At 66.6% G+C, this 21,812-nt stretch carries 22 protein-coding genes and 1 tRNA gene; 17 read left to right on the top strand and 6 right to left on the bottom strand.

Features of this window, described 5'->3' with window-relative positions; translation table 11 throughout:
- Positions 1-64 precede the first annotated feature (64 nt).
- The 8 genes from NMP03_RS11785 (at position 65) to NMP03_RS11750 (ending at position 7,589) form a co-directional block, all read left to right on the top strand.
- Positions 65-1,399, top strand: a complete 1,335-nt coding sequence (locus tag NMP03_RS11785) for a S41 family peptidase (RefSeq protein WP_256505609.1) — start codon at positions 65-67, stop codon at positions 1,397-1,399.
- Positions 1,400-1,442: 43 nt separating this feature from the next.
- Positions 1,443-1,913 (top strand): disulfide bond formation protein B, encoded by a 471-nt coding sequence (locus NMP03_RS11780; RefSeq protein ID WP_256505607.1) that lies wholly within the window; start codon positions 1,443-1,445, stop codon positions 1,911-1,913.
- Positions 1,910-2,455: a demethoxyubiquinone hydroxylase family protein gene (locus NMP03_RS11775; protein ID WP_256505606.1), complete on the top strand. Its 546-nt coding sequence runs from the start codon at positions 1,910-1,912 to the stop codon at positions 2,453-2,455. The genes NMP03_RS11780 and NMP03_RS11775 overlap by 4 nt, the downstream gene beginning before the upstream one ends.
- A 49-nt stretch (positions 2,456-2,504) precedes the next feature.
- A complete protein-coding gene (locus NMP03_RS11770) occupies positions 2,505-2,897 on the top strand; it encodes a hypothetical protein (protein WP_256505605.1) in 393 nt (130 codons plus the stop codon).
- Positions 2,898-2,950: 53 nt separating this feature from the next.
- Complete coding sequence (locus NMP03_RS11765) at positions 2,951-4,384, top strand: hypothetical protein (protein ID WP_256505604.1); 1,434 nt, start codon at positions 2,951-2,953, stop codon at positions 4,382-4,384.
- A 7-nt stretch (positions 4,385-4,391) separates the two neighbouring features.
- Positions 4,392-5,642 (top strand): putative DNA modification/repair radical SAM protein, encoded by a 1,251-nt coding sequence (locus NMP03_RS11760; protein WP_256505603.1) that lies wholly within the window; start codon positions 4,392-4,394, stop codon positions 5,640-5,642.
- 72 nt (positions 5,643-5,714) lie between these two features.
- Complete coding sequence (locus tag NMP03_RS11755; protein WP_256505602.1) at positions 5,715-6,191, top strand: hemerythrin domain-containing protein; 477 nt, start codon at positions 5,715-5,717, stop codon at positions 6,189-6,191.
- 9 nt (positions 6,192-6,200) lie between these two features.
- Complete coding sequence (locus tag NMP03_RS11750) at positions 6,201-7,589, top strand: UdgX family uracil-DNA binding protein (protein ID WP_256505601.1); 1,389 nt, start codon at positions 6,201-6,203, stop codon at positions 7,587-7,589.
- 12 nt (positions 7,590-7,601) lie between these two features.
- Here NMP03_RS11750 and NMP03_RS11745 read toward each other — a convergent pair whose 3' ends face one another.
- Entirely contained in the window at positions 7,602-8,396 is a 795-nt protein-coding gene (locus NMP03_RS11745; RefSeq protein ID WP_256505600.1) for an aldo/keto reductase, read from the bottom strand.
- 29 nt (positions 8,397-8,425) lie between these two features.
- On the bottom strand, positions 8,426-9,133 hold the full coding sequence (locus NMP03_RS11740) for a DJ-1/PfpI family protein (RefSeq protein ID WP_256505597.1): 708 nt from the start codon (positions 9,131-9,133) through the stop codon (positions 8,426-8,428).
- Between the two features lie 78 nt (positions 9,134-9,211).
- On the opposite strand from NMP03_RS11740, the gene NMP03_RS11735 reads away from it, so the two are divergent.
- From NMP03_RS11735 to speD, 8 genes are all read left to right on the top strand, one after another.
- Entirely contained in the window at positions 9,212-10,213 is a 1,002-nt protein-coding gene (locus NMP03_RS11735; RefSeq protein WP_256505596.1) for an SPFH domain-containing protein, read from the top strand.
- 211 nt (positions 10,214-10,424) lie between these two features.
- Positions 10,425-11,093 (top strand): DUF4178 domain-containing protein, encoded by a 669-nt coding sequence (locus tag NMP03_RS11730; RefSeq protein ID WP_256505595.1) that lies wholly within the window; start codon positions 10,425-10,427, stop codon positions 11,091-11,093.
- Complete coding sequence (locus NMP03_RS11725; protein ID WP_256505593.1) at positions 11,086-12,459, top strand: DUF4178 domain-containing protein; 1,374 nt, start codon at positions 11,086-11,088, stop codon at positions 12,457-12,459. Before NMP03_RS11730 ends, NMP03_RS11725 begins: the two co-directional genes overlap by 8 nt.
- Positions 12,459-12,629: a hypothetical protein gene (locus tag NMP03_RS11720; RefSeq protein WP_256505592.1), complete on the top strand. Its 171-nt coding sequence runs from the start codon at positions 12,459-12,461 to the stop codon at positions 12,627-12,629. The genes NMP03_RS11725 and NMP03_RS11720 overlap by 1 nt, the downstream gene beginning before the upstream one ends.
- A 12-nt stretch (positions 12,630-12,641) precedes the next feature.
- The gene (locus NMP03_RS11715) at positions 12,642-12,854 is read left to right on the top strand and encodes a DUF350 domain-containing protein (protein ID WP_256505591.1); all 213 of its coding nucleotides are present in this window, start codon (positions 12,642-12,644) and stop codon (positions 12,852-12,854) included.
- Positions 12,847-14,379 carry a polyamine aminopropyltransferase gene (locus NMP03_RS11710; RefSeq protein WP_256505590.1) on the top strand — a complete coding sequence of 511 codons (1,533 nt, stop codon included), beginning with the start codon at positions 12,847-12,849 and terminating at the stop codon, positions 14,377-14,379. Before NMP03_RS11715 ends, NMP03_RS11710 begins: the two co-directional genes overlap by 8 nt.
- The gene (locus NMP03_RS11705) at positions 14,369-15,979 is read left to right on the top strand and encodes an FAD-dependent oxidoreductase (protein ID WP_256505589.1); all 1,611 of its coding nucleotides are present in this window, start codon (positions 14,369-14,371) and stop codon (positions 15,977-15,979) included. The genes NMP03_RS11710 and NMP03_RS11705 overlap by 11 nt, the downstream gene beginning before the upstream one ends.
- Complete coding sequence (gene speD / locus NMP03_RS11700) at positions 15,976-16,353, top strand: adenosylmethionine decarboxylase (RefSeq protein WP_256505588.1); 378 nt, start codon at positions 15,976-15,978, stop codon at positions 16,351-16,353. Before NMP03_RS11705 ends, speD begins: the two co-directional genes overlap by 4 nt.
- Before the next feature lie 117 nt (positions 16,354-16,470).
- On the opposite strand, the gene NMP03_RS11695 is transcribed toward speD, so the two are convergent.
- Positions 16,471-19,023 carry an ATP-binding protein gene (locus NMP03_RS11695; protein ID WP_406697698.1) on the bottom strand — a complete coding sequence of 851 codons (2,553 nt, stop codon included), beginning with the start codon at positions 19,021-19,023 and terminating at the stop codon, positions 16,471-16,473.
- Between the two features lie 51 nt (positions 19,024-19,074).
- A tRNA-Ser gene (locus tag NMP03_RS11690) sits at positions 19,075-19,165 on the bottom strand.
- Between the two features lie 112 nt (positions 19,166-19,277).
- Between NMP03_RS11690 and NMP03_RS11685 the strand changes: the two genes are divergently transcribed.
- Complete coding sequence (locus tag NMP03_RS11685) at positions 19,278-20,123, top strand: peptidylprolyl isomerase (RefSeq protein ID WP_256505586.1); 846 nt, start codon at positions 19,278-19,280, stop codon at positions 20,121-20,123.
- Positions 20,124-20,239: 116 nt separating this feature from the next.
- On the opposite strand, the gene NMP03_RS11680 is transcribed toward NMP03_RS11685, so the two are convergent.
- Positions 20,240-20,821: an ABC-type transport auxiliary lipoprotein family protein gene (locus tag NMP03_RS11680; RefSeq protein ID WP_256505585.1), complete on the bottom strand. Its 582-nt coding sequence runs from the start codon at positions 20,819-20,821 to the stop codon at positions 20,240-20,242.
- A 22-nt stretch (positions 20,822-20,843) separates the two neighbouring features.
- On the bottom strand, positions 20,844-21,809 hold the full coding sequence (locus NMP03_RS11675) for an MlaD family protein (protein WP_256505584.1): 966 nt from the start codon (positions 21,807-21,809) through the stop codon (positions 20,844-20,846).
- Positions 21,810-21,812 lie beyond the last annotated feature (3 nt).

The following is a 21,812-nucleotide window of genomic DNA, read 5'->3' as shown; positions in this document are numbered from 1 at the left end:
CACGCGACTTGCGGCTATCCTGCCGCCCAAAGCAATCGCGCTTTCGAAAGGACAGCGTTTCTTCATGTCCCGTCCGATTCTTCAGGTCACAGCCGCGGTTTCGGCGCTGGCGCTCGTGCCGCTGGCCACCGGCGCGATGGCGCAGGTCGACACCAACAGCTATCGCGAGCTCGACGTCTTCATGGACGTCTACAACCAGGTGAAGTCGCAGTACGTCGATACCGTCGACAACAAGGTGCTGGTCAAGGGCGCGATCCAGGGGATGCTGGCGGCGCTCGATCCGCACAGCTCCTATGTCGACGAACTCGATTTCGAGAATCTGCGGATTCAGACCGAAGGCAATTATGGTGGCCTCGGCCTCACGGTCACGCAGGAGGATGGCGCGGTGAAGGTCATTGCGCCGACCGAGGATACCCCTGCCTTCCGCGCCGGGATCAAGGCGGGCGATTACATCACCCATATCAACGGCCAGCTGATCTTCGGCGAAGCGCTCGATGAGGCGATCGAGGGAATGCGCGGGCAGCCGGGTACCAAGGTAACGCTGACGATCGTCCGCCCGGGCCGCGACAAACCGCTCGAACTGACGATGGCGCGCGAGATCATCGTTCAGAAGCCGGTGAAGTGGGAGGTCAAGAACGGCATCGGCATCGTCAACATCAACACCTTCTCGGCCTCGACCGGCGCCGACACCCGCGCCGCTATCATGGCGATCGAAAAGTCGCTCGGGCGCCGCCCCACCGGTTATATCGTCGATCTTCGCTCGAACGGCGGCGGGTTGCTCAACCAGGCAATCGAAGTGTCCGACGCGTTCCTCGAGCGCGGCGAGATCGTGTCGCAGCGCGGCCGCGAGCGCAGCGACATCGAACGTTATTACGCCCGCCCCGGCGACTTGACCAAGGGCGCGCCGATCATCGTGTTGGTCGATGCCGGCACCGCCTCGGCCTCCGAGATCGTCGCCGGCGCGCTGCAGGACCATCACCGCGCGATCGTGATGGGCGTGCGCACCTTCGGAAAGGGATCGGTGCAGACGCTGCTGCAGCTGGGCGAATCGAACGCGCTTAGGCTGACCACCGCGCGCTATTTCACGCCCTCGGGCAAGTCGGTGCAGGAGGGTGGGATCGAACCCGACCTGATCGTGCCGCAGATCAGCGACCCCGATTACAAGACACGCCCGGTGTTCCGCGAGGCCGATCTTCGCCGCCATCTGATCAACGAGGCGAAGGTCGACAACAAGGCGCTCGAGGAAGACGACAAGACCGATCCGCGCTTTGCCGCCACCGCGGAGGCGCTCGAGAAGCAGGGGGTCGAGGACTTCCAGCTGCAATATGCGCTCAAGACGATCGGCCGGTTGGCCCCAGCGCCGCAGGTGGCGCAGGCGCGACCCGTGGGTAAGCGTTGATAGCCGCCAGCGAACGCGGCGGGGCCCGGCCGGAATTGAACCGATGAACGCATTCCGCCTTGCCCGCGCGCTCGCGCTCGCGCTGCCCGTCGCGCTGATGGCGGGAGCGCTCGGGTCGCAATATATCGCCGGTCTGTATCCGTGCGAGATGTGCCACTGGCAGCGCTGGCCGCATTACGCCGCGATCGTGCTGGCGGCGCTCGCCTTTGTCGTGCCCGGCATCGCGGCGAAGCGCACGCTGGTCGCGCTTGCAGCGTTCGGCATCGCCGTCAGCGGTGCGATCGGCGTCTTCCATGCCGGGGTCGAATATCATTGGTGGGAGGGGATCACCGCCTGCACAACCCGCGTCCAGCCCGGCGGCGGCGATTTCCTCGATGCGCTGCTCAAGGCGCCGATCATCCGCTGCGACGTCGCGCAATGGAGCCTGGGCGGTATCTCGCTCGCTGGCTTTAATGCCATCTTTTCGCTGGGGGGTGCCGTCGCCATCTTGGCGCTGCTGACCAGGAGACGATGATGACGACCAAGCGGTGGCGCCCGGGTGACCGGCGCGAAAAGGTGCAGACGATGATCCGCGTCGACCAGGCGGGCGAATATGGCGCGACCCGCATCTATGCCGGGCAGCTGGCGATCATGGGCGATCACGTCCCCGCCGCGCGCGCGATCGCAGGGATGGCGGCGCAGGAAGACGAGCATTGCGCCTATTTCGACAAGCTGATCGTCGAACGCGGCGTGCGGCCCACCTTGCTCCAGCCCTTCTGGGACAGCGCGGGCTATGCGCTGGGCGTCGTGACCGCGGCGATCGGGCCCGAGGCGGCGATGGCGTGCACCGTCGCGGTGGAAACCGAGATCGACGAACATTATCGCCAGCAGCTCGAAGAGATCGGCATCGACGACGCCGAATTGCGCGCCAAGGTCTCGCAGTTCCGTGAGGAAGAGATCGAGCACAAGCACGCCGCGCTCGCCGCGGGCGCCGAACTAGCGCCCGCCTATCCGTTGATGACCGCGGCGATCCGCGCCGGATGCCGGGTGGCGATCGCCGCGTCGAAGCGGATTTGAGGCGATTTCCGGGCGCTGCGCGTTATAAGGGGCAAAAGGAGCGAGAGTGATGGCACGTTGGATGATCCTGGCAGCAGCGGCTGTCCTCCCCGCGATTTCGGCCCCGGCGACGGCGCAGGTGCAAAATGGTACGTTGACGATCTTCGGCAATGACCGCTGCCCCACCAACGCCGATGGCGAGGAAATCGTCGTCTGCGTGCGCAAGGGCGAGGCGGAGCGCTTCCGAATCCCGCAGGAACTGCGCGAGCTCGAAATCACCCCCGAAAACCGCGCCTGGGCGGTTCGCTCCGAAGACACGCTGCGGGTCGGCAATTCGGGGATCGGCAGCTGCTCGCCGGTCGGTGCCGGCGGGATGATCGGCTGTGCTGGGCAGGCCGCCGACACCAATCGCGCGATCCGTCGCGAGCGCCGCGAGGCGCAGGAAGGCATCCCGCTTCCCTGAACCGCGTTGCAATCGCTTGATTAGCGACCTCGCGTTCGGATAGCGCGAGCGCAATGACCCGCACCCCGCACCGCTCCTTGCCGGTCCTGCTGTTCGCACTGGTCTGGCTGTCGGTTGCCTGGTTCGGCTGCTGGGCCTGGAACCCCAATACCGCGGTGCGGATGTTCGCCGCCGCCGCGATCGTCGAGGAACACCAGCCGACAATCGATCGCTTCGCGCATCTCACGATCGATCGCGCGCAATTCGGTGGTAATTTCTACATGGACAAGGCGCCGGGCATGACGCTGATGGCGTTGCCCGCGGTGGCGATCGCCGATGTCCTGGAAGACGCCAGCAGCGTCGGCATGGCGATGGACGTGAGCGACCCCGCGCTCGATCGCTACATGCGGCTGCGCGTTTGGTTGGCGGCGGCGATGATCAACGCGACCTTGCTGGCGTTTGCCAGCGCCGCGATGTTCGACATCGGCCGCCGCACCAGCGGCGCTACCTCGGCAGGCTTGTTCGCTGCGCTCGGCTTTGCGCTCGGGACGCCATTATGGGGGTGGTCGACCACGCTGTTCGGTCATGCGCCGGTGGCCTCGCTGTTGGTGATCGCGATCTGGCTGGTGATGCGCGGTACGCTGCGCGGGCGCGCGACGCCGGGGCGATATCCCTCGCTTGCCGGGCTCACGCTCGGCTGGGCGCTCGTGATCGAGCATAGCGCGCTGCTGTTCGCCCTGCCGATCGGGCTCTGGGCGCTGTGGCGGATGCGCACGCTACGGCCAGCGGTGGCGCGGCGCGCGATCGTCGAAGCGGTGATTGGCGGCGTGCTCGCGGCGGTACCGCTGCTCGGCTACAACCTCTTCGCGTTCGGCGATCCCTTCCGGCTCGGCTATCAGGGCGTCGTCGGCTTCGATGGGATGAAGCAGGGCTTGTTCGGGCTGACCCGCCCCAGTTCGGCTGCGCTGGTCGAAATCCTGGTCGGCGCGCGGCGCGGCATGCTCTGGGTCGCGCCGATCCTCGTGATCGCGCCGTTCGGGCTTGCGCGACTGTGGCGACGTGGCGAGCGTTCGCTGGTCGCACTTGCCGTCTCGGGCGCGGTAATCGCCTTCCTGTACAACGCCTCCTATGTCTATTGGGACGGCGGCAATTCGACCGGACCGCGCCACGCGATGCCCGCGATCGCCTTCCTGGCCTTGGGTTTTGCCCCGCTTTGGGCGGCAGCCACCCCCATCGCGCGGGTCCCGCTGGCTGCCCTGCTGGCGGCGAGCATGACCATCAACTGCACCATCGCCGCCGCCGAAATCACCGCCCCCCAGCACATCCCCAACGCCTTGGTCGACGCGGTGTGGCTAGGCCGGTTCGTGCCGGGCTATCTGCGAACGATTCCCAGTGAATGGTTTGGCTACACCGCCTGGCAGGGACTGGGGATGTATCTGGGGCTTGCCGCGTTGCTGTTGGCGGCGTTGGTGATTGCCGCTCGACAGGCAAGGTTGCCGAACATATAAGGAACGAATGGCGCAACTCGACACCCGCGAAAAGCTCGCCATTCTTGCCGATGCGGCGAAGTACGACGCATCCTGCTCCTCCTCGGGCACCAGCAAGCGCAAATCCTCGGGCGGCAAGGGGCTGGGCTCGACCGAGGGGTCGGGCATCTGCCATGCCTATGCGCCTGACGGTCGCTGCATCAGCCTGCTCAAGATCCTGCTGACCAACAGCTGCATCTTCGACTGCCATTATTGCATCAATCGCAGGAGCTCGAACGTTCGCCGCGCGCGCTTCACCGCGCAGGAAGTCGTCGCGCTGACGCTGAGCTTCTATCGCCGCAATTACATTGAGGGGCTATTCCTTTCCTCGGGCATCATCCGCTCGTCGAACTACACGATGGAGCAGCTGGTCGAGGTTGCGCGATCGCTGCGCGAGGACCATGATTTCCGCGGTTATATCCACCTCAAGACGATCCCCGACGCCGATCCCGAGTTGGTGCACCAGGCGGGGCTGTATGCCGATCGTGTGTCGATCAACGTCGAACTGCCCACCGTCGGCGGGTTGACGCGGCTCGCCCCCGAGAAATCGGCGACGCGGATCGAGGATGCGATGGGCGAGATGAAGACCGCCATCATCGATACCGCCGATGCCAAAAAGCGTTACAAATCGGCACCGCGCTTCGCGCCCGCAGGCCAATCGACGCAGATGATCGTCGGCGCCGATGCCGCGACCGATGGCGATATCGTTGGCAAGGCGGCGTCGCTCTATGGCCGCTTCGGCCTGCGCCGCGTCTATTATTCGGCGTTCAGCCCGATCCCCGACGCGAGTGCGGTGTTGCCGCTTCAGCGCCCGCCCTTGATGCGCGAACATCGGCTGTACCAGTCCGACTGGCTGATGCGCTTCTACGATTATCGCCCCGATGAAGTTGCCGCCGCCGCCGATGACGCGACGGGCATGCTGCCGCTCGACATCGATCCCAAGCTCGCCTGGGCGCTGAAGTTCCGCGATCGCTTCCCGGTCGACGTCAACCGTGCGCCGCGCGAGGATTTGCTGCGCGTGCCGGGGTTGGGGGTAAAGGCAGTGCACTCGATTCTGTCGGCGAGGCGGTGGCGGCGACTGAGCCTCGAGGATGTCGCGCGGCTGACGGTGTCGGTAGCGAAGGTGCGCCCGTTCCTGATTGCCGATGGCTGGCGTCCGGTCGCGCTGGCCGACCGCGCCGATCTGCGGCCGTTGGTGGCGCCCAAGCGCGAAACCCAGCTCGAGCTGTTCGCGGCGTGATACCGACTCGCAGGTGAAACCAGCGCGGCTGCCACCGGTTGGGCTTCGGATATTCGATTTGGAGCTTACCGCATGACCGACGCCCGCATTTTCGAAGACCTGAAGGCCGATCACGATCGCCACCGCGAATTGCTGAAGGCGATCGCCGGCGCCGAAGGTGACAAGCGCGCAGCGCTGTTCGAGGATTTCCGCATCGAAGTCACCGCCCACGCCGCAGCCGAGGAGGAGTCGCTCTACGCCACGATGCTCGGCAAGCCCGAGCTGCGCGACGAGGCACGCCATTCGGTGTCCGAGCACAAGGAAATCGACGATTTCTTCGGCGAGATGCTCGAGCTCGAAACTGACTCGCCCGAATGGCAGGCCACGTTCGAGGAGATGCGCCACCGCTACGAGCATCATATCGACGAGGAGGAGAAAGAGATGTTCCCCGCTGCCGCCGAGGCGCTGTCGGAGATCGAGCAGGCGAGGCTCGGCAACATCTTCGAGGACCGCAAGCCCAAGGAGCTCGAAGCCGCAGAGGATGCGCAGCCCGGTGACGACCGCGACTGAGCCGCACTGATGCGCGTCGCGACGCTGGCGCAGCCCGATGATTTCGATGGCTGGCGCGACGCCGCGCGTTCGCTGGCGGCGGCGCAGGTGCCGGCGTCCGAAGTCGTATGGCAGGTGGGATCGCAGCCGACCGATTTGTTTGGTGGCGATCCATTGCCCGAGCCGCCTGCCACCGCGCCGGCCTTTCGCGTGCCGCGCGCCTTTCTCGATCTGGCGCGCAGCGTCGTGCTGCACGCGGATCCCGAACGCTTTGCGCTGCTCTATGCGATGCTGACGCGGCTGATCGATCAGCCGGGGCTGATCGACGACCGCGCCGACCGCCTGCGCCGCCGGCTCGACGAAATGGCCAAGGCGGTGCGCCGTGACATCCACAAGATGCGCGCCTTCGTCCGCTTCCGCGAATTGCCCGACGACGACGGCACCGCGCGCTTCGTCGCGTGGTTCGAGCCCGAGCACCATATCGTGCGCCACAATGCGCGCTTCTTCGTCGATCGCTTCAATTCGATGCGCTGGTCGATCCTCACGCCCGAATTGTCGGTGCACTGGGATTGCGAAACGCTGTCCGAGGGGCCGCCGGCGACAAAGGAGGATGCCCCCGACGGCGATCCGATCGAGGCGGTGTGGAAAACCTATTATGCGTCGATCTTCAATCCCGCGCGGCTCAAGGTCGGCGCGATGCTGCGCGAGATGCCGCGCAAATATTGGAAGAACATGCCCGAAACCGCGCTGGTGGGCGAACTCATCGCCGGCGCCCGGGCGCGGGAGAGTGGCATGATCGAAACCGCGCGCAGCGCCACCGGCGGCAATATCGCGGGCGCATGGGTAGCGCTTCGCGACGAAGCGGCGGGCTGCACGCGCTGCCCGCTCTACAAGCCGGCGACGCAGACAGTGTTCGGCGAGGGGCCGGTCGATGCCGAATTGATGTTCGTCGGCGAACAGCCGGGCGACCAGGAGGATTTGGCGGGTCGCCCGTTCGTCGGGCCTGCGGGGCAAGTGTTCGACCAAGCGTTGGCGGAGGCGGGCATCGACCGGACGCGGGTATACGTCACCAACGCGGTCAAGCATTTCAAGTTCGAACCGCGCGGCAAGCGACGGATCCATTCCAAGCCCGGGGTGGGGGAGATCGACGCCTGCCGCTGGTGGGTCGAGCAGGAACGGATGCTGGTGACCCCGCGGCTGACGGTGGCGCTGGGCGCGACCGCCGCGCGCTCGCTGCTCGGGCGGACGGTGACGATCGGCCGCGAGCGCGGGCGGCCGATCGAGCTCGCGGACGGCGGCGAGGGCTGGATCACCGTCCACCCGAGCTATCTACTACGGATCACCGATCCCGCGCAGGCGGCGGAGGAATCGGCGCGTTTCGTCGAGGATCTGAAGGCCGCCGCCGCCCGGCTCGGCTAACAGAAGGTCACGTCACCCCTGGGCCAGAGGATCGGGCCCCAGCCGCCCGTCGGCGCGATCCATCGAATCGATCGCCGCCATGTCGTCGGCATCGAGCATCCCCTCGGTGGCGCCGAAATTGTCGCGCATATGCGCTTCGTCCGACGCCTTGGGGATCACCGCCAGCCCGTGCTGGATATGCCAGCGCAGGATCACCTGTGCAGGACTACGACCGTGCTTCTCGGCAATCTTGGCGATCACAGGGCTGTTGATCGTTGTTCCCTGACCAAGCGGGCTCCAGCTCTGCGTGACGATCCTGTGCTGCTCGTGGAAGGCACGCGCCTCGCGCTGTTGGAAATCGGGGTGCAGCTCGATCTGGTTTACCGCTGGCATTACGCCGGTCGCGGCGAAGATCGCCTCGATATGCTCTGGCAGGAAGTTCGACACCCCGATCGACTTGGCCTTGCCCGCCTCGCGCAGCCGCACCAGCCCCTTCCAGGCCTCGACGAACTTGCCCTGGCCGGGTGCCGGCCAGTGGATAAGGTACAGATCGACGCTGTCGCGCCCGAGCAGCGCCAGGCTCTGGTCGAGCGCGCCCTCGGCATCCTCGTGCATGTTCGCCCACAATTTGGTGGTGACGAACACATCGTCGATGCTCGCAAGCGCCTGGCCCACGCCATGTTCGTTTTCGTACAGCGCGGCGGTGTCGACCAGCTTGTAGCCGGTATCAATCGCCGATCGCACGACTTGTGCGGCAATCGCCTGCGGAACCTTGTAGGTGCCGAAGCCGAGTTGGGGAATGGCGCGGCCGTCGTTCAGCTCGAGCATGCAAAGCCTCATGATTTGGGAGTTGGCTGCTACAACCCGCGGCGTGCGGCTTGGTTTCGCGCGATGACGGCGAAGCGTTCAGCGCGGTCGGGGGCGCGCTGTGCCACCATCGCACGATAGCGCGCGACGGTTTCGGGCGAGGCACGCTCGGGCGAGCCCGATTCGAAGGGCGGGGCGGGGTCGTATTCTAGCGAGAGCTGGACGAAGCGCGCATGATCCTCGCCGCGGATCGCCGCCATCAGCGCCAGCGCGAAATCGATTCCCGCGGTCACCCCGCCGCCGGTGACGCGGTTGCCGTCGAACACCACCCGCTCCGCCACCGGGATCGCGCCGAACAGCGCCAGATGCTCGCGCGTCGCCCAATGGCACGCGGCGCGGCGGCCATCGAGCAGCCCCGCTGCCGCCAGCAGCAGCGACCCGGTGCAGACGCTGGTGACCCAGGTAGCTTCGGTACCGACGCTGCGCACCCAGTCGAGCGTCGCTGCATCCTCCATCGCCGCGGTGGTGCCGAACCCGCCAGGCACGCACAATATGTCGGCGCGGGGCACCTCGGCAAAGGTGGCAGTGGGATGCAGCGGAGAGCCGCTATCGGTGGCCACCGGGTCGCGCGTCGCCGCGACCAGGTCGATCGTCGCATTGCCCAGCCGCGACAGCACTTGCGCCGGGCCGGTCAAGTCGAGCTGGGTAACGTCGTCGTACAGCAGGAACGCGATGTGGAGTGGGTTGCGTTCGGCCATCCGGTCCTCGGTCCGATTTCGGTTTAAAGTGTATCGTATAGGCGATACACTGCACGCAACTAGCGAAAGGTCTCGACCATGGGCATTCTCGATTTCCTCAAGAAGCAGTTTGTCGACGTCATCGATTGGGTGGAGCAGCCCGGCGACCTGGCGATGCGCTATCCGATGGAGGATCGCGAGATCCAGAACGGCGCCGCGCTGACGGTGCGCGAGGGGCAGGTCGCGTTCTTCTATAACGAAGGCCAGATGGCCGACGCCTTCGGGCCGGGCATGCACAATATCGAAACCGCGAACCTGCCGCTGCTCACCGCGCTGCAGAATTGGGACAAGGGTTTCCAGTCGCCCTTCAAGGCCGATGTTCTGTTCTTCACGCAGAAGGAGCAGGCGGGGCATAAATGGGGAACGTCGCAGCCGGTGACGGTGCGCGACAAGGAGTTCGGCCCGCTGCGGATCCGCGCGTTCGGCGGCTACAGCTTCCGCATCGAACAGCCGCCGGTGTTCCAGGCCAAGCTGATGGGCACGCTCGAGCGCGTCCGCGTCGAGGATGTCGAGCAGCAATTGCGCAGCGCGATCGCCACCCAGCTCGCAACCTCGCTCGGCCGCAGCGAATTCGGTTTCGTCGACATGGCGGCCGATCAGGCGGCGATGTCCGATCGGCTCAAGGAAATGGTCCAGCCAGCGTTCACCCAATGGGGGCTGTCGTGCCAGACCTTCTTCGTCGAAAGCGTCTCGCTGCCCGAGGAAGTCCAGAAATATCTCGACAAGGCATCGTCGATGCGAGTCGTCGGCGACCTCGACCGCTTCGTGAAGTTCCAGAGCGGCGACGCGATCGAGAAGGCGGCGAGCCAGGAGGGAGGGATCGCCGGCCTGGGGGTCGGTGCGGGCGCGGGCATGGCAATGGGCCAGGCGATGGCGGGCGCGCTCGGCGGCGGTGCCGGCGGTGGCGCGGCACCCGCCCCGGTGGCGAGCGAGGACGCCTATGGCCAGATCGAAAAGCTCCACAAGCTGCTGACGATCGGCGCGATCACCCAGGCCGATTTCGATGCCAAGAAGACCGAATTGCTGGGGCGGATCCGGTAAGCTGCTCCCCTCCCTGGCTGGGCCCGAAACATCCGTTCGTGCTGAGTAGAGACCGAGTAGCCGCGCAGCGGCGTGTCGAGGGCTCGTATCGAAGCACCGCCTCCCGGTGGCCTCCTTCGATACGCCGTCTCGATACGCCCCTGCGGGGCTACTCGACGGCTACTCAGGACGAACGGACCCAGGGCCGGCAGGCGAGCCTATTGGAAAATCCATGCTGACCATCGATTGTCCCAATTGCGGCGCCCCGGTCACCTTCCGCTCGGCGGGGCTGCCCGATCGTGTGTGCGACCATTGCCGGTCGATGCTGGTGCGCAGCGATTCGGGCGTAGCGATCGTGGGGGTGCAGGCGGCGTTGCCGTTCGATGTCAGTCCGTTGCAGATCGGTACGCGCGGGCGATTCGATGGCAGGCCGTTCGAGATCGTCGGCCGCGTTCGCTGGTCGTGGACCGACGGATCGTGGAACGAATGGCTGTGCCTGTTCGGCGACAACGGTTTCGGCTGGTTGGGCGAGGCGATGGGGCAGTTCATGATGACCTTCGAACGGCCGATGCCGCGGATCCATTCACCGGTGCTGATCGCGATCCAGCGCGGCGCCGACGCGCCGATCGGCGACCGGATCGAGCTCGAAGACGACATGCTGACGGTCGCCGACGCGCGCGAGGTCGAATGCATCGCGGCCGAGGGCGAGCTGCCCTTCACCGCGCCGCCGGGCTGGCGGATCTACTCGGTCGATTTCCGCACAACATCGGGCCGCGTCGCCAATATGCAGCGCGATGGCGACGAGGCGCATTTCTATGACGGGCGCTACGTGACGCTCGCCGAGCTGCAGCCCGCGGGGTTGCGCGCGATCGACGGCTGGGCGATCCCGGCGAATGGCTGACGCCGCCCCGCCCGCCCCCGCCGCCAAGGCGCTGGGCTGCCCGTCTTGCGGTGGCACGCTGGCGGTGCGCGCGGCAGGCTATACCGTGACGATCGCGTGCCAATATTGTTCGAGCATCCTCGACGTATCGCAGCCGCAAGTGAAGCTGGTGACGCAATATCACGAGGCGGCGGCGCGGCTCGAGATACCGCTCGGCACGCGCGGCACGCTGCGCGGGGTCGAATGGGAGGCGATCGGCTATCTCGCGCGCAGCGAGCGTGGCCAATATGGCTGGGAGGAATATCTCCTCTTCAACCCCTATCACGGTTATCGCTGGCTGATCGCCAATCGCGGCGGCTGGAGCTTCGGCGAGCTGCTCACCGTGGTGCCGGGGCATGAGGGCGGGATCACGCTCGACGGCAAGCGCTACAAGCCCTTCTTCGCCGACGGCACCGCGCAGGTCGATTATGTCGTCGGTGAATTCTATTGGCGAGTGAAGCGTGGCGAGACCGTCCGCACCGACGATTGGGTTCGACCGGGCTTCATGCTGTCGCGCGAGGCCGACGACCGCGAAGTCAGCTGGTCGCTGTCCGAACTGCTCGATCCCAAGGAAATGAAGGCGTTCGGGGTCACCGCCAATCCTAGCCCCTCGCCGCCACTGCCGCACCAGCCCTCGCCGCATGTCGGCTGGCTCAAGCAGGGGCTGGTCGTCGCGCTGCTCGCCATCGCGGTGCTGCTGGGGGTGGCGATCTTCAGCGGCGGCGGGGGCACGGTATTCACCGGCACCGCGCCGATCGCCGCCGACGGCAGCGAGCAGGAAGCGACGCTCGGCCCCTTCACGCTGGCGCGCGCGCGCCAGGGGGTGAAGATCGAGACGCGGGTGCCCGCGCTGTCGAATGGCTGGGTCGATATCAACTATGCGCTGGTCAGCCGCGCCGACCAGAAGGCCTATACCGCGTCGAAGGCTGCCGAGGCCTATTCGGGGCGCGATACCGATGGCAGCTGGAGCGAGGGATCGCGCAGCACCGGCGCCAGCTTCGCCGCGGTGCCCGCGGGAACCTATGACCTGATCGTGTCGTATCGCGGCAATGTCTGGGTCGATCCGACCGCGCCGCTCAATGGCGGATCGAACCCCGGTGATTTCTTCGGCGGCGGTGGCGCGGCGGCGCCGCAGCCCGCAGCGCCCGACTGGCGCCGCGACGGCGGCGAGCCGCCCCAACTACAGATCGAGGTGCGAACCACGCGGTTCCAGGGCGGCGTGCTGGTCCTGGCGCTGTTCCTGATCGCGATCCCGCTGTTGATCGGCCTGATCCGCCACGCCGCGTTCGAATCGGCACGCAGCGGCGAAAGCGATTTCGCCCCCGTGCTCAGCGATGAGGAAGACTGATGCGCAGCGGTATCCTGTTCTACGGCCTGTGGTGCGCCGGAATCGCCGCCGCGTTCCTGTTCGCGACCAACTACGCCTGGTCGCCCTTCGCCGATGCCAGCCGCCCGGTACAGGGGACGCGCACCGGCGGCGGTGGCGGCGGCATCATCTTCATTCCCACGCATAAATAAGGGACACGACACATGGTCACGACACTCCCCGTCCTGCTCAATACCCTGCTCTATGCCGGCATCGGCATGATCGTCTTCGCGGTGGGCTTCTGGGTGCTCGACAAGCTGACCCCCGGCCATTTGTGGAACGAGATCCACGACCAGCGTAACATCGGCGTTGCGATCGTCACCGCGGCGATGGCGCTCGGGCTCGCGTTGATCATTGCCGCGGCAATCCATGGCTGATTCGGACCCCGCCACGCCGCGCACCAAGCTGACGGCACCGGCGGGGGCGTTATTGGTCTCGGCCTTTGTCGTCGCGACCTGCGGGCTGATCTACGAATTGCTGGCGTCGACGATCGCCAGCTATCTGCTGGGCGACAGCGTCACGCAGTTTTCGACCGTTATCGGCAGCTATTTGTTCGCGATGGGGATCGGCAGCTGGTGCTCGCGCTATGTGAAACGCGGCGAGTTGCGGCTGTTCGTCCGCGTCGAATTGCTGATCGCGATCATCGGCGGCTGTTCGGCGGCGGCGTTGTTCCTGCTGTTCCCGCTGATCGATCATTTCCGGATCACGCTCTATGGCATCGTGCTGGCGATCGGCTTCCTGGTCGGACTCGAAATCCCGCTGCTGATCCGGATCCTCAAGGATTTCGACTTTCGCGAAGTCGTCTCGAGCGTCCTGACCTTCGACTATGTCGGCGCGCTGTTCGCTTCGTTGCTCTTCCCGCTGGTGCTGATGCCGCATCTGGGAATGATCCGCACCGGGTTCCTGTTCGGCTTCGCGAATGCAGCGGTCGCGCTCGCGGTGCTGTTCGCGTTGCCACGCGCCACCGGGCTGCGCGGCGAGAAGGTGGCGGCGGTGATAATCCTGGCGGCGCTGGCGGCGGGGTTCTTCGCCTCCGATCGGTTGCAGCGGATGGGCGAGGTCGCCGGCTATGGCGAGCCGATCATCTACGCCAAGTCGAGCCGGTTCCAGCGAATCGTGCTCACCCGCCGCGACGACGATCTGCGGCTGTACCTCAACGGCAATCTGCAGTTCTCGTCGCGCGACGAATATCGCTATCATGAGGCGCTGGTGCATCCGGCGTTGGGGCGCGTGACCAACCCGCGCAACGTGCTGATCCTGGGCGGCGGCGATGGCTTGGCGGCGCGTGAGGTGTTTCGCTACCCCAGCGTCGAGAAGGTGACATTGGTCGATCTCGACGGCGCGATGACCGGGCTGTTCCGCGATACCGGCACGCTGGCGCGGATGAACCGGGGATCGCTGTCCGATCCGCGCATGACGGTGATCAACGACGACGGCTTTCGCTGGGTGCGCGAGGCGACCGATCGCTACGACGCGATCGTCGTCGATTTTCCCGACCCCGTCGATTATTCGGTGGGCAAGCTCTACACCGAAACCTTCTATAACCAAGTCCGCCGGCTGCTCGCCCCCGGCGCGATGATGGTGGTGCAGAGCACCTCACCGCTGATCGCGCCCGACGCTTATTGGACCGTCGCAACGACGCTCGAATCGGCTGGGTTCGTGACGCGCGGCTATCACGCCTATGTCCCGAGCTTCGGCGAATGGGGGTTCCTGCTCGCCGCCAACCGCCCGATCCCGGTCGAAGCGCGTTTTCCGACCGGGCGGTTTCTGACGCCCGCGGTCGAGCGGCAGCTATACCAATTCCCACCCGACATGGCGCGCCGCCCTACGCAAGTGAACCGGCTCGACAACCAGGTGCTGGTGCGCGAGTTCGATTCCGCATGGAGCCGCTATGAAGGCTGATCGGCGAACGTTTCTGGGGGTAGGGGCGGGCGCGGTCGCCGCGGCGGGGGCGGGTGCTGCCTATGCGTTTCGCGAGGCACCCTTGCCACAGGGGGCGCTGCTGGGGGCCGATCTTGAACGCGGGCATCGGTTGCGCAAAGGGGGTTTTCCCGCGCCCACGCGGTTTGACGAGGCGGGGGTCGTCATCGCCGGCGGCGGGGTCGCCGGGCTGGCGGCGGGATGGACGCTCAACGAGGCAGGCTATAGCGATTTCCGGTTGCTGGAGCTCGAGGACGTCGCGGGGGGGAATGCGCGTTCGGGGCGCAATGCGGTGTCGGCTTATCCGCTCGGCGCGCATTACCTGCCGATCGCCAATGCCGAGGCACGCGCGCTGCGCAAGCTGCTGACCCGGCTGGGGATCATCACCGGCGAGCAGGACGGGTTGCCGGTCTATGACCCGCAGCAATTGTGCGCCGATCTGCAGGAACGGCTGTTCTGGCGCGGGCGCTGGCATGAAGGGCTGGTGCCCACCACCGGCCTGACGCCCGAAGATCAACGCCAGCTTGCGCGCTTCGGTGCCGAAATGACGGCGTTTTCGGCGGCGACGGGCAGCGACGGGCGGCCCGCCTTTGCGACGCCGATCGTGTATAGCTCGGAGGACGCGAAGTGGCGCGTGCTCGACCGGATCGGCTTCGGCCAATGGCTCGACGAGCGTGGGTTTAAGTCGCCGGTGCTGCGCGCGCATGTTCGCTATGCGACGCGCGACGATTATGGGACCGAGCCCGAAGATGTGTCGGCTTGGGCTGGCATTCATTATTTCGCGGGGCGGCGCGGAGCTGCGGCGGGCGATGTCGGGGACAATGTGCTGACCTGGCCGGGAGGCAACGGCCGCCTGACCCAGGCGATGGCGGGTGCCTTTCCGAAAAACATCACAACCGGGCGGATCGTCCACGCGATCGAGCGCCAGCCCGACGGGGCGTTCCACGTCGATCATTTCGACGTCGGCGAAGGCGTCACCCACCGAACGCGTGCGGCGGCGGTGATCGTCGCGATGCCGTTGTTCGTCGCCAAGCGGGTCTGCGCCGAACTGCCCGATACGGCTGCGTGCAGCTATGCACCGTGGCTGGTCGCCAACATCAGCGTGTCGCGGCTGCCCGGCGGCGCGGGCGTGCCGCTGGCCTGGGACAATGTTTCGACCACCAGCAATTCGCTGGGCTATGTCGTCGCGACCCACCAGTCGCGTGCGCTGGGCGCCGAAAGCGTGCTGACCTGGTATCTGCCGCTGTCGGACATGTCCCCCGCCAATGGCCGCCGCCTGCTGCTCGAACGGCCCGCCGGCGAATGGAAGCGGATCGTTCGCGACGACCTGCTGGCGATGCATCCCGACATGGCCGATGCGATCACCGGGATCGAATTATGGCGCTGGGGGCATGCGATGGCGCGTCCGGTGCCGGGCTATGTCTGGGGCGCGGCGAAGGCGTTCGCGCCCGAGGCGCCGCTCTACCTCGCGCATAGCGACCTGTCGGGGCTGTCGATCTTCGAGGAAGCGCACTATCACGGCACCCGCGCTGCCGAGGCGGCGATGGCGCGGATCGGCCACGCGCATGAGGCTCTGACATGATCCCCCCCTATGATGGCCGCCACCTGATTGCCGACCTTCACGACTGCAGCGGGCTCGACGACCTTGCGCTGGTCGAGCGCGCGCTGCGCGACGGCGCCGCGGCGGCGGGGGCGACGGTGCTCGACGTTCGGCTCCACGCCTTCGGGCCGGGACAGGGGGTGACCGGGGTGGCGCTGCTCGCCGAATCGCACATCTCGATCCATAGCTGGCCCGAGCACGGCTATGCCGCGATCGACATCTTCCTGTGCGGACGGCGCTGCGATCCGCAGGCGGCGCTGGCGGTGATCGTCGCGGCCCTGCGTGGGCGGGTGGCGAGCGAGACGGTCATTGCGCGGGGATTTGGGGTGGTGCCCACACCCGTTCGTGCTGGGTAGCCGCTGAGCTTGTCGAAGCGGCGTATCGAAGCATCCGCCCGCTTGTGGCAGAGTCCTTCGATACGGGTCTTCGCCTTCGCTCAGCCCCTACTCAGGACGAACGGTCATCCACGTTTCTCACCGCGCCGCCAGCGCAGCATTCGCCTCTCGCAGCCGCGCGGCGGTGTAGGGCTTCTCGATGATCGCGATGCAGCGGTCGTCGGCGTAGCGTTCGACCAATGCCGGGTCGGGGCCGTCGGAGGCGACCAGGATCGCCAGGCAGCGATGCTGCGCGCGCAGTTCGGCGACGAGCGCCTCGGCAAGCTCGGCATCGATCACGACGAAGGCATAGTCGCCGCGCGCGGCGCGCACCTTGCCCAGCGCTTCGCCCGCGGTCGCCGCGCCTTCGGACGGCACCCCCGAGCTCGCCAGCGCTTCGACCGCTAGGCCGCGGACCTGGTCGTCGCCCTCGACCACCAGCACGCGTTCGCTGCGTCCGCGATCGAGCACGTTGCGCACCGTCCGCGCGAGCGTTTCGAAGCTGAACGGCTTACCGATCATCTCGACACCGGGATCGAGCCGCCCGCCATGGACGATCGCGTTGCGCGTATAGCCCGAGGTGTAGAGCACGCGCAGGTCGTGCTGGATTTCCTGCGCCGCCTCGGCGACTTCGCGCCCTGACATGCCGGGCATCACCACATCGGTGAACAGCAGATCGACTGGCACGTCCTGGCGTTCGAGCAGGCGGATCGCCGAGGGGCCGTCATGCGCTTCGAGCACGCGGTAGCCGAGCTCGCGCAGGCATTCGACGGTATAGGCGCGGACATCGTCGTCGTCCTCGCACACCAGCACCGTCTCGCGCCGGACGCTGGGTTCGAGCCCTGTCGCGAGTGCCGGCTCGGGTTCGATCGTCACGTCGCGCAGCAGCCGCGGCAGATACAGCTTGATCGTCGTGCCCTCGCCGACCTCCGAATAGATCTTCACATGGCCGCCCGACTGCTTGACGAAGCCATAGACCATCGACAGCCCCAGCCCGGTGCCCTTGCCCACTTCCTTGGTGGTGAAGAAGGGTTCGAACGCGCGCTGAACCTGGTCGGGGGTCATGCCGCAACCGGTGTCGGTGACGCACACCATCACATAGCTTCCCGGCGCTACCTCGGCATGGAGCGCGGTATAGGGTTCGTCGAGATTGGCGTTGGCGGTTTCAATCGTCAGCTTGCCGCCATCGGGCATCGCGTCGCGCGCGTTGACGGCGAGGTTGAGGATCGCGCTTTCGAGTTGGTGCGGATCGGCCTCGGTGCGCCACAGTCCGGGCGTCGTGACGGTTTCGAGCGCAACAGTCTCGCCGAGCGCGCGGTTGAGCAGGTCGGCCATCGACGTGATCAGCCGGTCGACGTCGATCGGCTTGGGAGCGAGCGGCTGGCGCCGCGAAAAGGCGAGCAGCCGCTGGGTAAGCGCGGCAGCCCGCTCAGCACCCTTCATCGCACCGTCGAGCGCCCGGCTGGCGCGCGGATCATTGACCCCGGCGGCGGCGATCGCGCGCTGGGTGATGCCGATATTGCCGGTGACGATCGTCAGCAGATTGTTGAAATCGTGCGCGATGCCGCCGGTCAGCTGGCCGACCGCTTCCATCTTTTGCGCCTGGCGCAGCGCTTCCTGCGCCAGCATCAGCTCCTCGGTGCGCGCCTGGACGCGGGCTTCGAGCGTCTCGTTGAAATCGCGCAATTGGTCGCGCGCCACTTTCAGCTCGTGGATGTCGGTGCAGGTGCCGAACCAGCGGGTGATGTTGCCGTCGCCGTCGCGCATGCACTGCGCACGCCCGAGCACCCAGCGATAGTCACCGCTGTGGTGGCGAAGGCGATATTCGATTTCATAAGGATCACCGGTGGCCAGGCTGTGCCGCCAGCGCTCCCAGGCCTGGGGCTGATCTTCGGGATGGAAGATCCGGTTCCACTCCTCGCCATCGGTCGTTCCCGCGGGTACCCCGGTATATTCGTACCAGCGCGCATTGTAATAATCGTGGAAACCGTCGGGCAAGGTCGTCCAGATCATCTGGTCGATCGAATTGGCGATCGCCTCCATCCGCATTTCGCTGGCGGCGAGCGCGGCTTCGACACGGCGGCGATCGGCGAGCTCGCGCTGCGCGGCTTCGAACAACCGCGCATTGTCGATCGCGATTGCCGCCTGCCCCGCAAGCCCGACGATCAGCCGCTCTTCATGCTCGCCGAAACGGCCGGGTTCGGGATGGCCGAGCAGGATGCCGCCCAGCACCGCGCCCGAACGCCCCACCACCGGCACCGCAAGATAGCTACGCACCGGCAGATGCCCCGCGGGCAGGCCGTGATGCGGGGAGTTATGGCCATAGCGCGGATCGGCGAGGACATCGTCGGCGCGCACGACGCGATTGTCGAAGGTGGGCGCGAAGATTTGGGTCGCGCGCGGGTGGCCGAGTCCCTCGAAATCAGCGCGGCGCGCGCCCGATAGCGTGTAGAGCCCTAGCCGACCGCTGCTTTCGTCGACCAAATTGTGGAAATAGGCGGCATAGGCCGCGCCGGTCAGCTCGCGGCTCGAATCAGTGACCTGCTGGACGATTCGCTCGCTGTCGAAATCGGCGAACAGTGCAGCGCCCGCGCGTCCGAGTATGTCGAGGATGGCGAGGTTGTCAGTCGTGGGCTGGGGTGATCGTTGCAACAATAGATACTCTGCTCGCGCTTGCCGGCGCGGGGCCGGGGACAATCGGGGTGGCGGAGCGGGTGGGATTCGAACCCACGATGGGCTTTTGACCCATACTCACTTTCCAGGCGAGCGCCTTCGACCACTCGGCCACCGCTCCGCATACCCTTGGTGCAGAGGAGGCCGACTACGCTAACATTGCGGTAGTCGCAAGGTTCCCGCAACCATGTTGGCATTGCGTATCGGTGCGCCGGCGTGCCACCTTGGCACCCATGCCCATTTACGCCTTCGCACTCGCTGCGCTCGCCCTGCAAACGCCACCCGCGCCGCTGCCCGGCGATGCGTTGCCTACTGATTGGCGGCCGGTTCCGGCGGATGAATTGCTGGTGATGACGCTAGCCGACGGCCGTACCGTGGTGGTCCGGCTCGCGGCCCGGTTTGCGCCTGCGCATGTCGCGAATATCCGTACGCTGGCGAAGGCCGGCTGGTGGGACGGCGAAAGCGTCTATCGCGTCCAGGAAAACTGGGTCGCGCAATGGGGCGATGCGACTGAGAAGAAGCCGTTGCCCGCCGGCGTCGCCGCATCGCCCGCCCCCGAGTTCGAGATTGCGGGGTTCGAAGCGGCGCAGCGTATGGCGCGGTCCGATAGCTATTCGACCGCGTCGGGCTTCACCGCCGATGGCTGGCCGATCGCGACCGACGGCAAGGCTGCGTGGCTGACGCATTGCTACGGATCGGTCGGCGTCGCGCGCGATGCGCTGCCCAATACCGGCAGCGGCGCCGAGCTGTTCACCCCGATCGGCCAGTCGGCGCGGCGGCTCGACCGGAACTACACCGTGGTCGGGCGGATCGTCGAGGGGATGCAGAATCTGTCATCGCTCAAGCGCAGCGACGCGCCGCTCGGCGTCTATGCCGACCCCGCCGAGCGGACGCCGATCGTGTCGGTGCGGCTGGCGAGCGATCTGCCCGAGGCGGCGCGGCCGAAGTTCGAATATCGCGCGGCGGATAATGTGCGCTTCGCGGCCTATGTCCGCTCGCGCGAAGTGCCCGCGTCACCGACGGTAGCGGTGGGGGCGGCGGTGTGCGACTTGCCGGTGCAGGTGCGGCGGGCGGGGTGAGGACACCTCCACCGTTCATCCTGCGCTCGGTCCAAGAAGGATCGTCCTTCGACAGGCTTAGCACGAACGGGGCTAGGGCGGCGCGCTAACCCCTCGACTCGACCGGCGCTAGCCGCTCAGCGCCCCACCCAGTCAGCCACTTCGGCGGCAACCTGGTTCGCCGCCTGGTTCAGCGCGACTCCGGCATTGGCGGCGTCGATCGCGGTCACCGGCACGCGCGCCTCGAAGCGGCGCTTCTCGAATGCGGTCGCGTCCTTGCGCAACAACGCGCCATCATAGGTGACGACCGCCTCGCTGGTCGCCGCCTCGAAACCGAAGCTGCGCAATTCGCCCGACAGCAAGGCGCCCGGATCGACGTTCGACTGGCGGCCCGACAGCACGACGCGACCGGTGCGTGCGGTCATGGTGTCGGCCAGCAGCCGCGCGAACAGCCGGGCAGGGGGCTCGACCCATTGCGCGTCCTTCACATAGGCGATCGAGGTGTCGGTCGATCGCACCGGCACCCGCGCAACGCCCAGCTCCTGCGGCGTCGAGGGAACGCCGATAGTGATGGTCGGCGCGGTGCCCGAGTTCTGCGTCTCGCCGACCGGCACCGCCGCGGCGCTGGTAAGCGTCAGCAGCGAGGGCGGCGGCTCGGCGCCGAAGCTGATGCACGCCGACAACGGCAGCGCGGCGAGGAGGATTGCGAGCGTCTTCATGGCCGGTGCCTCACGAAATGCATCACTTGGGTTCATAATCGGGTAGCTTGGGCGAGCCGACCAGCGACCCTGCACCGCCGCGGTTCACCTTTTCGGCGACCTCGGAAAGCGCTTCGGTCATCTGGCGAAGGTCCGATACCAGCTGGCCGACCTCGGGAATGGTCTGCTTCGAAAATGCCTGCAGCCCCGGCCGCGCATCGCCGATCGCTGCGTCGAGCGATTCTGCGCTACGCTGCGCGGTTAGGATCGTCTTGTTGAGGTTTGCCATCACCGGGCGGATATCCTCGGCGAGCACGGTATTGGTGGTCGCGGCGAGCTGGCCGATCTGTTCGGCGGCAACCCCGGCGCGGCGGATCGCCATCTGCGTCTCGGCAAGCGTCGCGGCGATCTCGGGCCCGCGATCGGCCAGCGCATCGGACAGGCGATTGGTGTTTTCCAGGATACCCGCGATCGATTCCTGGTTGCGATCGGACAACAGCTCGGTCAGCCGCTCGGTCAGCGTCGAGATGCGCTCTAGAAGCAGCGGCGCGGTGTTCAGGATCGCGCCGAGCCCGCCCTGCTTGGTGGGAATCGTCGGCACGCCGAACGGACAATCGGCCGAGACGCCGTCGCTCGGGCACGCCAGCGGCGCAGCGCCCTTGACCGAACCATCGAGTGCGACTTGGCTGACGCCGGTGAAGCCGACGCCTTGGATCGTCGCGGTGGTGCCCTCGAGGATCGGCACGTCGCTGTTCACCCGGATGCGGACGCGCACAAATTGCGGATCGGGCACATATAGCGCGATGTCGGTGACCTGGCCCGACGGAACCCCCGAAAAGGCGACCGGCGATCCCTTGTTCACGCCATCGACCGCTTGCTTGAAGAAGATGTCATACTCCTTCTCGTCGCCACCGCTCAGTTGCGCCAGCCACACGGTGAAGAGCGCCAGCATCAGCAGCAGGATCAGCACGACGGCGCCGACGAGGACGTGGTTCGATCGGGTTTCCATGCC

This window comes from Sphingomonas qomolangmaensis (genome assembly GCF_024496245.1).
Lineage (GTDB): Bacteria > Pseudomonadota > Alphaproteobacteria > Sphingomonadales > Sphingomonadaceae > Sphingomonas > Sphingomonas qomolangmaensis.
Note: the sequence above shows the minus strand (reverse complement) of the source record. Positions and strands in the feature narration are given on the sequence as shown.